Source organism: Frankia sp. CgMI4, from assembly GCF_001756285.1.
Taxonomy (GTDB): domain Bacteria; phylum Actinomycetota; class Actinomycetes; order Frankiales; family Frankiaceae; genus Frankia; species Frankia casuarinae.
The window spans coordinates 44687-57791 of sequence record NZ_MAQZ01000075.1; the positions used below are offsets into that span (position 1 = coordinate 44687).

Genomic DNA, 13105 nt, shown 5'->3' on the forward strand with positions numbered 1-13105 from the left:
CAATGCGTTTTGCTGGGCAAATCCTGGACAGGTTCCCTGCTGTGGGGCCGGTTTATCCGCGTGAAGCCTGCTCACGGCGTGGGAACGCCCGATTCGTCATATGTGTGAGGTTCGCTTCTGGAGGAGCATTCGATGGCGAAGGCAGTCGGCATTGATCTGGGGACGACCAATTCGGTGATCGCCGCCTGGGAGGGTGGCGAGCCGAGGGTCATCCCGAACGCGGAGGGTGCGCGGACGACACCGTCGGTGGTGGCGTTCACCGAGAGCGGTGAACGCCTGGTCGGGCAGCTGGCGCGACGGCAGGCGATCCTGAACCCGAAGGGCACGATCTACTCGGCCAAGCGGTTCATCGGCCGCCGCTATGACGAGGTGACCRAGGAGGCCAAAGCGGTCGCCTTCGACGTCGTCCCGGGCCCGGAGGGCGCCGCCCGGTTCAGAATCCGGGACAAGCTCTACGCGCCGGAGGAGATCAGCGCGCTGGTGCTGCGCAAGCTGGCCGACGACGCTGGGCGGAACCTGGGCGAGAAGGTCACCGAAGCGGTCATCACGGTGCCGGCCTACTTCAACGACGCGCAGCGCACCGCGACGAAGGACGCCGGCCGGATCGCCGGCCTGAACGTGCTGCGGATCATCAACGAGCCGACCGCCGCCGCATTGGCGTACGGGCTGGACAAGAAGGGCCACGAGACCGTCCTGGTCTTCGATCTCGGCGGCGGCACGTTCGACGTGAGCATCCTCGACGTCGGCGACGGGGTGGTCGAGGTCCGGGCCACGGCCGGGGACAGCCACCTGGGCGGGGACGACTTCGACCRCCGGCTGGTCGACTACCTCGCCGACGGGTTCCACCGGGAACAGGGCATCGACCTGCGCCGGGACCCCCAGGCACTGCAACGGCTGTTCGAGGCCGCGGAGAAGGCCAAGGTCGAACTGAGCGCGGTCACCCAGACCCAGGTGAACCTGCCGTTCATCACCGCCGACGCCACCGGGCCGCGGCACCTGACCGCCACGGTCATGCGCTCCACCTTCGAACAGATCACCGCCGACCTGGTCGAACGGACCATGGGACCGGTCCGCCAGGCGATGGAGGACTCCAAGATCAGTGCCGACGACCTCGACGAGGTGATCCTCGTCGGCGGCGCCACCCGGATGCCCGCGGTGCAGGCACTGGTCCGGCGGCTGACCGGCGGCAAGGAACCGAACATGAGCGTCAACCCCGACGAGGTCGTCGCCCTGGGCGCGGCGATCCAGGCCGGGGTGCTCAAGGGCGAAGTCTCCGACGTGCTCCTGCTCGACGTCACCCCRCTCTCCCTCGGGGTGGAGACCCGCGGCGGCCTGATGACGAAAATCGTCGAACGCAACACCACGATCCCGGTGCGACGCTCCGAGGTGTTCTCCACCGCGGAGGACAACCAGCCGGCCGTGGACATCGTGGTACTGCAGGGCGAACGCGAAYGCGCCGCCGACAACCGGGTACTCGGCCGCTTCCGCCTGGAAAACATCCGCCCGGCGCCCCGCGGCGAACCGCAGGTCGAGGTCACCTTCGACATCGACGCCAACGGCATCCTCAACGTCACCGCCCGCGACAAGGACACCGGAGCCCAGCAGTCGATCACGATCAGTGAGACCTCCAACCTCCCCAAGGAGGAGGTCGAACGGATGATCACCGAGGCGGAGCGTAACCGCACCACCGACCAGGCGCTACGCGCCGCAATCGACGCCCGCAACGAGCTGGACTCGGTCGCCTACCGCGTCGAACGGCTGCTGGCCGAACTCGGTGACGCCGCCCCGCCCCACGAGAAGGCCCGCGCCGACCTGCTGGTCGCCGACGCCCGCCAGGCCATCAAAGAGGAGGCTCCGGTGGACCGGGTCCGCGCCCTGACCTCGGATCTCCAACAGATCTACCACGGCCTGGCCGCCGCCCGAACCGGCCAGGCCGCCCCCACCGAGGGAACCGGCGGCAGCCCGACCGACACCGCCCCGGGCGGCCCACAGCCACCACCTGGCGGCGGCACCCCTGGCGGCGACGACGTGGTAGACGCCGAGTTCGACCGGGGCTGACCCATGCCAACCGAGACCGACCCATGATGGCGAACGACATGCCGCGCGAACAGCGCCCAGACCGGACCGGCCACGGCGCCGACCAGACCACCGACCAGACCGTGGACCGGAGTAGCGGAGAGGCCACCGCCCACGCCGGCCCCGTCGGCGCGGACGATCTCCCGACCGAGACGGTCCTGGACAGTGTGGCGCTCGCCATGCAGGTGGACAAGCTGACCGACCGGTGGCGGCGGGCCGCCGCCGACCTGGACAACCTGCGTAAACGGACCGTCCGGGAGCTGGAGCGGGATCGGGCGGCCGAACGGGCCCACGCGGCGGCCGCCTGGCTGCCGGTCCTCGACCATCTCGACCTCGCGCTCACCCACGCCGACGCCGACCCCACCTCGCTCGTGGCGGGTGTCCGGACGGTCCGGGACCAGGCCGTGGACGTGCTGGCCCGGCTCGGCTACCCGCGCCACGACGAGGTCGGGGTGCCGTTCGATCCGACCCGGCACGAGGCGCTGGCCGCCGTCGAGGAACCGAACGTCCCAGCCGGCACGGTGGTGGCCGTGATCCGCCCCGGCTACGGCGACACCGGACGGCAGCTACGCCCCGCCGGAGTCGCCGTCAGCCGCCCTCCGGGCGAACCGCCCGGCGGCGCCCGGCAACCAGGCGAGATCGGCCCGGACCCGGGCGGCACCGGCGGGCCCGCGGAGTGACCGGCCGTGGCCCAGGACTACTACCAGCTTCTCGGTGTCGGCCGGGGCGCGAGCGCCGAGGAGATCCAGCAGGCCTACCGCCGCCTCGCCCGCCGTTACCACCCCGACGTCAACCGCGGCCCGGAGGCGGAGGAGCGGTTCAAGGAGATCGGTGAGGCGTACCGCGTGCTGTCCGACCCGAAGACGCGGGCGCGCTACGACCGGTTCGGCGCGGACTTCCGGCGCATCCCCGAGGACTACGACGGACGGGTGACCGCCGGGCCGGACTTCGGCCAGGCCGGCCGGGGCTGGAGCCGCACCGGCCGGGTCCGGGCCGAACCGAGCTTCGGCGGCGCCGACTTCGCCGATGGCACCGACTTCGCAGACTTCGCCGACAGGGGTTTCGGACGCGCCGGCCCCGGTGGCGCGGGCCTCGGCGGGAGCATCTTCGGTGACCTGTTCGGTGATCTGTTCGGGGCCCACGGCGCGACCGGGCCGATCCCCGGCGCCGACCAGGAAGCCGAGCTCGAGCTGACCGTCGAGGAGGCCTACCGGGGCGGGCGGCGTCAGATCACCCTCGCCGGCCCCGGCGGGAGCCCACGCAGCTACCAGGTCACCATCCCGCGGGGGGTGGTCGAAGGCCAGCGCGTCCGGCTGGCCGGCCAAGGCGGCCGCGGCAGCAGGCACGGCCAGCCCGGCGACCTCTACCTACACGTGAAGATCGCGCCGCATCCGTATTACCGGCTGTCCGGACGAGACATCAACGTCCCGCTGCCGGTCACCCCCTGGGAGGCCGCCCTGGGCGCCCGGGTCCCGGTCACCACCCCCGGCGGCGAGATCAAGGTGCGCGTCCCGGCAGGATCGTCCAGCGGCCGGCGGCTGCGCCTACGCGGCGCCGGCCTACCCAACCCCACCGGCCCGCCCGGCGACCTGCACGCCGAGGTGCGCGTGGCGGTGCCGCCGGCCCTGAMCGCCCGGGAACGCGCGCTGTTCGAGCAGCTGGCCGCCGTCTCGGCCTTCGACCCGAGAACGTGAACTCGCCCGACACCGCGTGCCCCGAGGTACGGGGGTGCCCCGAGGTACGGAGGCCGCCCCGAGGTTATGTCCCGTCATCCCGGGAAGGTACCGTCACGTGGACGCCAAGCCGAACACCATTTGCCCGACCTGCCATGGTCGATGCCGCACGGTGTCTCATGTGGCGGGCTTCCGGGCCGGTCAGGTCCGGACCGTGCTGGTGATCGACCCCTGCCGCTGCTGCCACGACCGCGGTTACCTGGTCGGTTTCACCGCACCGGTGTGACCGGCGGCCAGGCCAACGGCGGCCTGAGCGGCGAGTGCCTCGTCGAGGAGACGATCGGCCGCGGTGTGGGGGTCGAGTCCGCCGGCGACGACCTCGTCGGCGAGCTGGTCGATCGCGGCTCCGGGCCGCAGGTCCCCGATCCGCTCCCGCAGCCGGGCGAAGGCGATCCGCGAGATCTCGTCGACCGCGCGCCGACGCCGTCGGCGCTGCAGCTGCCCCGTGCGCAGCAGCCAGTCCCGATGGGCCTCGATCGATTCGACGAGCTCGGCCACCCCCTGCCCGGTGGCGGCGACCGTCCGCACGACCTGCGGACGCCGGTCGTCCTCCCCGCGGCCGGCACCGCCCATCCGGAGCATGGCGGTGAGCTCGTTGACCGTCCGGTCCGCACCCGGCCGGTCGGCCTTGTTGACCACCAGCACGTCGGCGATCTCCAGAACGCCCGCCTTGGCGGCCTGGACGCCGTCCCCCATCCCTGGGGCGACCAGGACGAGCGTGGTGTCCGCCAGGGCGGCGATGTCCACCTCGGCCTGTCCCACCCCGACGGTCTCGATCAGGACGACGTCGAACCCGACGGCGTCGAGAACCCGCAGGGCCTGGGGCGTGGCGGTCGACAGGCCGCCGAGACTTCCGCGCGTCGCCAGCGAGCGGATGAAGACGCCCGGATCGGTGGCGTGCTCGACCATCCGGATCCGGTCGCCGAGCAGCGCGCCGCCGGTGAACGGGGACGAGGGGTCGACGGCCAGCACGCCGACCCGCCGGCCCGCAGCCCGATAGGCGCCCACCAGCGCGGAGGTGGAGGTGGACTTGCCGACCCCCGGCGCCCCGGTGAGGCCGATCACCTGCGCGCCCCCGGTGCGAGGCATCAGCAGCTGCTCGGTTCGCTGCAGGTACGGCGAACCGTCCTCGACCATGGAGATGAGCCTCGCCACCGCGCGGMGGTTGCCCGCGACGGCGGCGGTGACGAGTTCGGTCACCGACTCGATCGACGAGCCCACCCGGGTACCATCCCCAACCGTCACGGCCACCTCACTAATCGAGCTCACCAATCGAGCTCGGTGATCGAGCTCACCAATCGAGCTCGGTGATCGAGCTCACTGATCGAGCTCACTGATCGAGCTTGTTGGCGGCCCGTACGACGTCGAGGATGCCCCGGATGATGGCGGTGAGCTCGTAGTCCTTGGGCGTGAACACCGCGGCCACCCCGAGTCGGGCGAGCTCGTCCGCGTCCGCCGCGGGGATGATGCCGCCCACGATGACGGGGATCTCACCCGCCCCGGCCGCCCCCAGCCCCGTCAGCACCTGGGGCACCAGGTCGAGATGGGAACCGGAGAGCACCGACAGCCCGACGACGTGCACGTCCTCCTCGACGGCCCCGGCCACGATCTGCGCCGGCGTCAGCCGGATCCCCTGGTAGACGACCTCGAAACCGGCGTCACGGGCCCGCAGCGCGATCTGCTCGGCGCCGTTGGAATGCCCGTCGAGACCGGGCTTACCGACCAGCATCTTCACCGGACGGCCCAGCTCGGACCCCGTGCGCGCCACCCGGGCCCGCAGCTCGTCGAGGGCGGCCCCGCCACCACCGGCGACGGTGGCCTCGCCGACCCCCGTCGGTGCCCGGTACTCCCCGAACACCTCCCGCAGCGTGTCCCCCCACTCCCCCGTCGTGACCCCGGCCCGGGCGCAGGCCAGCGTGGCGGGAACCAGGTTCGCGTCCGTCCCGGCCGCCGTCCGCAGGCCGAGCAGCGCCTCCGTCACCGCCCGGTCGTCGCGGGCGGCCCGCCAGGCCGCCAGCTCCGCGCGGGTCGCCTCCTCCAGCGCCGGATCGACCGTCTRGATCGCGGCGGAAAGATCGGCGAGCAGCGGATTCGGCTCGGTCTCGGTGAACCGGTTCACCCCGACGACAACATCCTCACCGCTCTCGATGCGAGCCCGCCGCGCCGCCTGGGACGTCACCAGCTGCGACTTCATATAGCCGCTCTCGACCGCGGCGACGGCGCCCCCCATCTCCTGAACCCGGTCGATCTCCGCCCTGGCCGCGGCCACGAGCTGATCGACCCGCTTCYCCACCACGACCGAACCGGCGAACAGATCGTCATACTYCAGCAGATCGGTCTCATGAGCGAGGATCTGCTGAATGCGCAGCGACCACTGCTGGTCCCACGGCCGGGGCAGGCCCAGCGCCTCGTTCCAGGCCGGCAGCTGCAACGCCCGACACCGCGCGTCCTTCGACAGGGTTACCCCCAGCGCCTCCAGCACAATTCGGATGATGTTGTTCTCCGGCTGGGCCTCGGTCAGCCCCAGCGAGTTGACCTRCACCCCGTACCGGAACCGGCGCTGCGCCGGCTCCCGAACCCCGTACCGGGAGGTCAGCAGCTCATCCCACAACGCCGTGAACGCCCGCATCTTGCACATCTCCTCCACGAAACGCTCTCCGGCGTTGAYGAAGAAGGAGATCCGACCACACACCTCACCCATCCACTCCGAATCCGCCCGCTCCAGCTCCCCGCGGTCCGCGCCAGCCCGGACCGCGCCAGCCCGGACCGCGTCAGCCCGGCCCACCGGGATCCCCCGCGCGGCGGCCACGGCATCGAGCACCGCGATCGCCGTGCACATGGAATAGGCCAGTTCCTGAACCGGCGTGGCCCCGGCCTCCTGCAGGTGATAACTGCAGATGTTGATCGGGTTCCAGCGGGGCAACTCGGCCACCGTGTAGGCGATCAGGTCGGTGATCAGGCGCAGCGACGGACCCGGCGGGAAGACATAGGTCCCCCGCGACAGATACTCCTTGATGATGTCGTTCTGGGTCGTCCCGGCCAGCTCCGCCGGATCGGCCCCCTGCTCCTCCGCGACCACCTGGTACAACGCCAGCAGCCACATCGCGGTGGCGTTGATCGTCATCGACGTGTTCATCCGCGCCAGCGGAATCCCGTCGAACAACCGCCGCATGTCACCGAGATGCGCGATCGGCACCCCTACCCTGCCCACCTCGCCACGGGCAAGGGCGTGATCGGGGTCATAGCCCGTCTGCGTGGGCAGATCGAACGCCACCGACAACCCGGTCTRCCCCTTGGCCAGATTGCGCCGATACAGCGCGTTACTCTCGGCCGGGCTCGAATGCCCGGCATAGGTGCGGATGATCCACGGACGGTCCCGCTTCGGCTCCGCCCGGCCCGCGCCCGCCATCTCAGCCTTCCGTCCGGGGTTCCGGCCGGCCAGGCTGCTCGCCGCCGCGTGCCTCGCCGTAGGCCCGCTTGGGCACCATGACCTTGCGGCGGTAGATGCAGACAAGGACGCCGTCCTGGTTGTAACCGCGGGTTTCGACGGTGACGATCCCGCGGTCGTCCTTGCTCTTCGACTCGACCTTGTCCAGGACGGTGGACTCGCCGTAGATCGTGTCACCGTGGAACACCGGCTTCACGTGCCGTAGCGACTCGACTTCCAGGTTGGCGATCGCCTTCCCGGATACGTCGGCCACCGACATTCCCAGCAGCAGGGAGTAAACGTAGTTCCCGACGACGACGTTCCGTTTGAACTGAGTGGTCTCCTCGGCGAAATGAGAGTCCAGGTGCAACGGATGATGGTTCATCGTGAGCAGGCAGAAGAGATGGTCGTCGTACTCGGTGACCGTCTTGCCCGGCCAGTGCTTGTAAACCGCACCTACCTCGAACTCCTCGAAGTAACGCCCGAACTGCATTTGGAACTCCCTCACCTGATCACAGCATACTCAACTCGTCAGAGACGCACCGGCCCCTCAGCCCGGAAGCTGGTACTCCTTCAGCAATGCCCGRCTGATGATGCGCTTCTGTACCTCGGAGGTCCCCTCTCCGATGAGCATGAAGGGGGCCTCCCGGTACAGGCGCTCGATCTCGTACTCCTTGGAGTAGCCGTAGCCGCCGTGGATCCGGAAAGCCTCGGTCGTCACCTCGTGGCAGTACTCGCTGGCAAGGTACTTGGCCATCCCGGCCTCGACGTCGTTGCGCTGCCCGTCGTCCTTCCTGCGGGCGGCGCTGACCATCATCAGATGCCCGGCCTCCACCTTGGTCGCCATCTCGGCGAGCTTGAACGCGATGGCCTGATGCTCCGCGATGGGCCGGCCGAACGTCCGCCGCTGCTGAGCGTAGGCGATACCCAGCTCAAACGCCCGGATCATGATCCCGCAGGCCCGCGCGGCGACGTTGACCCGGCCGACCTCCACGCCGTCCATCATCTGGTAGAAGCCCTGGCCCCGGCCGGCCTCGCCGCCGAGGATCGCCGACGCGGGCACCCGATGGTCGGCCAGCACCATCTCGGTGGTCTCGACCCCCTTGTACCCGAGTTTCTCCAGCTTTCYCGGGATGGTGATCCCGCCGTGTGTCCGGAACCCAGGTTCCTTCTCCAGGAGAAACGTCGTCATGTTCCGGTAGACCGACTGGGCACCCTCGTCGGTCTTGACCAGGGTGGCGACGACGCCGGCGCGGGCGCCGTTCGTCAGCCACATCTTCTGGCCGTTGAGCACGTATTCATCGCCGTCCCGGTCGGCCCGGGTGGTGATCGCGGAAACGTCGGAGCCACAGCCCGGTTCGCTCATCGAGAACGCCCCGCGGAGCTCGCCGGTGGCCATGACCGGGAGCAGCCGCCGTTTCTGCTCCTCCGAGCCGTGCTGGAGGATCAGGTAGGCGACGATGAAGTGGGTGTTGATGACCCCGGAGACACTCATCCAGCCGCGGGCGATCTCCTCCACGACGAGCGCGTAGGTCAGCAGGGACTCGCCGAGCCCGCCGTACTCCTCCGGGATGGTGATGCCGAACAGGCCCATCTCCTTCATCGCCTCGATGATGTCCTCGGGATACTCATCCCGATGCTCGAGGTCGTTCGCATGGGGAAGAATCTCCTTGTCGACGAAGGTCCGTACCGCCGCAAGGATGTCCCGCTGCACTTCGGTCAGACCGTCGGTCTGCGCGATCCTGCCCATGTTCCGCTCCTGTCGCTGCCCCCGATGCCTGAGGGGAGAGCAGAAACGCACTCAGGCAGCGGGATGGTTTCATCATGGCCACGCGCCGGGTGCCGGCGCGCCGATCCGCCCCGACTCGGACGGATTCAGYCGACCGGTGGTTCGAACTTCACCGTACGCTGCATCCCCGCGGCGCGGCCCTTGCCCGCGACGACCTCGGCCATCTTCCGGCTCGCCTCGTCGATCATCTCGTCGCCGAGCATCACCGCACCGGTCAGACCGCCCGCGGCCGAGGTGTGCCAGGCATAGGCCTCCAGGATCAGCTCGGCATGGTCATAGTCGGCCTGCCGGGGCGCGTAGATCTCGTTGGCCGCCTCGATCTGGCCCGGGTGCAGCACCCACTTGCCGTCGAACCCGAGCGCCGCGGACCTGCCCGCCACCGCCCGGAATCCGTCCACATCACGGATCTGCAGAAACGGCCCGTCGATCGCCTGCACCCCGCGGGCGCGCGCGGCCTCGAGAATCTTGAACAGCACGTAGTGAAATGGGTCACCCGGATAGTCCGGACTGAGTGCTCCCACCACCAGCGACGGCATGTTCACCGACGCCATGAAATCCGCCGGGCCGAAGATGATCGTCTCGATCCGCGGGCTCGCGAACGCGATCTCCTTGACGTTCGACAGCCCCAGCGCATTCTCGATCTGCGCCTCGATCCCGATCCGGCCCACCTCGAACCCCATGACCTTCTCGATCTGGGTGAGCAGCAGGTCCAGCCACGCCACCTGCTCCGCCGACTGCACCTTCGGCAGCATCACGCAGTCCAGGTTCGCCCCCGCGCCCTCCACTACCTCGATCACGTCGCGGTAGGTCCAGCGCGTGGTCAGGTCGTTGACCCGCACCACCCGGGTCTTCCCCGCCCAGGCGCCCTCGTTCAGCGCCGCGACCACGTTCGCCCGCGCCGACTCCTTCGCGCCAGGAGCGACCGAGTCCTCCAGGTCACAGAACACCTGATCGGCCGGCAACCCCTGGGCCTTGCCCAGCATCTTCGGCGACGAGCCGGGAACGGCCAGACACGACCGGCGCGAACGCAGCGACACCACTACCCCACATCTCTCACAGGCCGGATTTCGATGAACGGRCGAACACCCGGCGGACAGGGACATCGACGCGGAACCGAGGCTTCGTCCTCCGTCCGCGCGACCCCCGCACCCCCATACCAAGGGTCTCCACCTGTCGCAACCGCCCGATCACAGGAATCGCCCGGTAGCCCGATATTAGCCCATCCGATAATCTTGAATTGTGCATCTAGGTTTTATCACAGTCCCCCGCACCGGGCATCCGATTCACACTCACCATACGCACCACATTCGTCACTCTATGTAGAGTACCGGTAAGGTGCCGGATCGGTCGGCGCGGTGCCTCGGGTGCCGTCCACGGGACGGATCCGCTCCGGTCGGATCAGTCGACCTGGCGCTCGTGGCCCTCCCAGTACGGGGCGCGCAGCTTGAACTTCTGCAGCTTGCCGGTGGCGGTGCGGGCAAGCTGGTCGCGGAACTCCACCGAGGTGGGCGCCTTGTAGGAGGCGAGCCGCTCSTTGCAGTGCTTGATCAGCTCCGCCTCGGTCGCCGTCCGGCCCTCGGCGAGCACGACCAGCGCTTTGATCGCCTCACCCCACTTCTCGTCGGGCACGCCGATCACCGCGACCTCGGCCACTGCCGGGTGGCCGAACAGGCAGTCCTCGACCTGGATCGACGAGACGTTCTCACCGCCGGTAATGATCACATCCTTCTTGCGGTCACTGATCGTCAGGTAGCCCTCGTCGTCGATCACGCCGCCGTCACCGGTGTGGAACCAGCCGCCCGCCAGGGCCCCGGCCGACTCCTGCGGCCGCTCCCAGTAGCCCGCCAAGATCACGTTGGAGCGAGCCAGCACCTCACCGGAGTCTGAGAGCTTGAGCGTGACACCCAGAGCGGGCGCACCCGCACGGACGAGCTTGCCCGCGCGATCCTCGGGCGGCAGGTCGTCCCACTCCACGCGGGAACGGTTGATCGTGAGCAGCGGCGAGGTCTCGGTGAGGCCGTAAATCTGGATGAACTCCCAGCCGAGCTCCTMCTCGACCCGTTGGATCGTCTTGGTGGGCGGCGGAGCACCCGCGCAGATGACCCGCACGCGGTCGCGGCCGGGGACCTCGCCGTCCCAGTCCCGGACGGCGTCGAGCACGGCGTTGACCACAGCCGGCGCGGCGCACATCACGGTGACGCCGTGCTGCTCCACGCGGCGCAGGATCTCCGGGCCGTCGATCTTGCGCAGCACCACCTGCTGGACGCCGAGACCGGTCATGCCGAACGGCATGCCCCAGCCATTGGCGTGGAACATCGGCAGCGTGTGCAGGTAGACGTCGCGATCGGTGACACCGGCGTGCAGCGCGAAGGTGACCGCGTTGACCCAGATGTTGCGGTGGGTGATCTGCACGCCCTTGGGGCGCGCGGTCGTACCGCTGGTGTAGTTGACCGTGGCGGTGGCGTTCTCATCCGGCTCCCACGGCGTGGGCTCGGCGTCGAAGCGGTAGAGCTCGGCGTCACTCTCGGCGCCCAGCACGAACTTCTGCTTCGCGGTCACGCCGGAGAGCTTCTCCTCCAGCTCGGGGTCGATGAGCAGCACCTCGGAGCCGGAGTGCTCGACGATGTAGCTGACCTCCTCCGGCGAGAGACGGAAGTTCACCGGGACGARCACCCGGCCGTACCCGCTGACACCGAAGAACGACGCGAGCAGGCGGGCACTGTTATGCGACACGATCGCGACGCGCTCACCGTGGCCCACGCCTAAGGCGTCCAGGCCCGCCGCCTGCGCACGGGCGGTCTCACCCAGGCGGGCGTAGGTCAGGTCCGGCCACGGCTGGGCGGGCTGGTCCGGTTCGTCCACGACACCGACACGTCTGCCATACACCGTGACCGCTCGATCAAGGAAATCACGTGCGCCGAAAGGCACCAACATCGCTGGCCTCCAGGGGTCTGTGGGGGGTGCTGTCGAACCTCACCTGTCGAATCGAGTGTGATCCAAAGTGTAGGCACGGTAAACGGCGAGGGCTTGTACGCCGGTGACAGGCGCTTGCACCCGCACGCCACACGACGTCGAYGCGGGCCTGGTCAGGCCGCCGCCGTTGCCGTCGAACCGCTCGCGGTGTGGCTACGCCGGGTGGTTCGTGAGAAACAGGTTCGTTGGGAACAACTGTTTGCCATGTTCGCCTAGGCAGCCTTGCGTGTTTCAGGCGGCGCAGTTGTCCGGACAAGCCGCGCGAGCATTGTGCTGGACAGGCCCGGTGCGCCCGCGCACCGGGTCGTCCGCGAGTACTACATCGACAACCTGCTACGGCCGAGAGCTGTCCCCGACCGGTAGCCAACCGCACCCGTGTGAGTGTCTCACCCGAACCTTGGCAGGCATGGCGAGCTGACCCCCCATGTACGGACCCGGAAGAAGTCCCCGAAGATCAACGGTTTCGTGAACGCTTGCGCACGTTGAGGTAGGCTCGCTTGCAAACGCTGTAGGGCCGGGCGCCTGACGGATTGGCCGCCTGGTGGATTGGCCGCCTGATGGGTTCCGGCGGGAGGTCGGGCGCTGAGGAGGAATCCGGGATGGGCGGCAGCATCGAGGAGGTGGCCGCGTTGGCGGGCGTCTCCACGGCGACGGTGTCGCGGGCGTTGCGTGGACTACCCTACGTCGCCGAAAGCACCCGACGACGGGTGCGGGAGGCTGCCGCGCAGCTGGAGTACGTGGCGTCGCCGCAGGCGTCCCGRCTGGCCAGCGGGCACACGCGCACGATCGGGGTGATCGCGGATCTGACCGGCTGGGTTTTCCTCCAGGTCCTCAGGGGGGCCGAGGCGGTGCTGCGGGAGGCCGGGCTGGATCTGTTGCTGTACAACCCCGGGGACGACTCGGGCCCCTTCGATGCGCTGCCGCTGCGTAAGCGGGTCGATGCGGTACTCGTCCCGTGTCCACCTCTCACGCTGATGGAGATGCGCTCCCTACAAGCGCTTAACATACCAGGTGTTCTGGTCGGCGCGAGCGTGCCCGGTTTCCCCAGCGTGCGGGTCGATGACGTCGGCGGTGCCCGTACGGCGGTGCAGCACCTGATCAATCTGG

At 69.3% G+C, this 13105-nt stretch carries 10 protein-coding genes; 4 read left to right on the top strand and 6 right to left on the bottom strand.

The features are described from left to right. The first annotated feature begins 132 nt into the window (after positions 1-132). The 3 genes from dnaK to Manayef4_RS13155 are packed head-to-tail and all read left to right on the top strand — an operon-like array spanning position 133 to position 3770. Positions 133-2058, top strand: coding sequence for a molecular chaperone DnaK (dnaK, locus tag Manayef4_RS13145; RefSeq protein ID WP_070131780.1), 1926 nt, complete (start codon positions 133-135; stop codon positions 2056-2058). A 38-nt stretch (positions 2059-2096) separates the two neighbouring features. Next, positions 2097-2756 carry a nucleotide exchange factor GrpE gene (locus Manayef4_RS13150; RefSeq protein WP_108913568.1) on the top strand — a complete coding sequence of 220 codons (660 nt, stop codon included), beginning with the start codon at positions 2097-2099 and terminating at the stop codon, positions 2754-2756. 6 nt (positions 2757-2762) lie between these two features. Continuing rightward, positions 2763-3770 (top strand): DnaJ C-terminal domain-containing protein, encoded by a 1008-nt coding sequence (locus Manayef4_RS13155; protein WP_070131781.1) that lies wholly within the window; start codon positions 2763-2765, stop codon positions 3768-3770. 234 nt (positions 3771-4004) lie between these two features. On the opposite strand, the gene meaB is transcribed toward Manayef4_RS13155, so the two are convergent. From meaB to Manayef4_RS13185, 6 genes are all read right to left on the bottom strand, one after another. Further along, on the bottom strand, positions 4005-5030 hold the full coding sequence (meaB, locus tag Manayef4_RS13160; RefSeq protein ID WP_070131786.1) for a methylmalonyl Co-A mutase-associated GTPase MeaB: 1026 nt from the start codon (positions 5028-5030) through the stop codon (positions 4005-4007). Positions 5031-5139: 109 nt separating this feature from the next. After that, entirely contained in the window at positions 5140-7218 is a 2079-nt protein-coding gene (locus Manayef4_RS13165; RefSeq protein WP_070131782.1) for a protein meaA, read from the bottom strand. A 1-nt stretch (position 7219) separates the two neighbouring features. Then, complete coding sequence (locus tag Manayef4_RS13170; RefSeq protein ID WP_011436585.1) at positions 7220-7729, bottom strand: MaoC family dehydratase; 510 nt, start codon at positions 7727-7729, stop codon at positions 7220-7222. Between the two features lie 57 nt (positions 7730-7786). Continuing rightward, positions 7787-8986, bottom strand: a complete 1200-nt coding sequence (locus Manayef4_RS13175; protein ID WP_070131783.1) for an acyl-CoA dehydrogenase family protein — start codon at positions 8984-8986, stop codon at positions 7787-7789. A gap of 125 nt (positions 8987-9111) precedes the next feature. Beyond that, on the bottom strand, positions 9112-10062 hold the full coding sequence (locus tag Manayef4_RS13180) for a CoA ester lyase (RefSeq protein ID WP_083282439.1): 951 nt from the start codon (positions 10060-10062) through the stop codon (positions 9112-9114). A gap of 361 nt (positions 10063-10423) precedes the next feature. After that, on the bottom strand, positions 10424-11959 hold the full coding sequence (locus Manayef4_RS13185) for an AMP-binding protein (protein ID WP_070131784.1): 1536 nt from the start codon (positions 11957-11959) through the stop codon (positions 10424-10426). A 638-nt stretch (positions 11960-12597) separates the two neighbouring features. On the opposite strand from Manayef4_RS13185, the gene Manayef4_RS13190 reads away from it, so the two are divergent. Further along, positions 12598-13105: LacI family DNA-binding transcriptional regulator (locus Manayef4_RS13190; protein WP_035733381.1), on the top strand; the 508-nt coding region annotated here is incomplete at its 3' end.

Bases quoted from the DNA above. Each gene is read 5' to 3' on its own strand.
- Manayef4_RS13170 (WP_011436585.1), bottom strand. From the start codon at position 7,729: ATGCAGTTCGGGCGTTACTTCGAGGAGTTCGAGGTAGGTGCGGTTTAC.
- Manayef4_RS13150 (WP_108913568.1), top strand. From the start codon at position 2,097: ATGCCGCGCGAACAGCGCCCAGACCGGACCGGCCACGGCGCCGACCAG.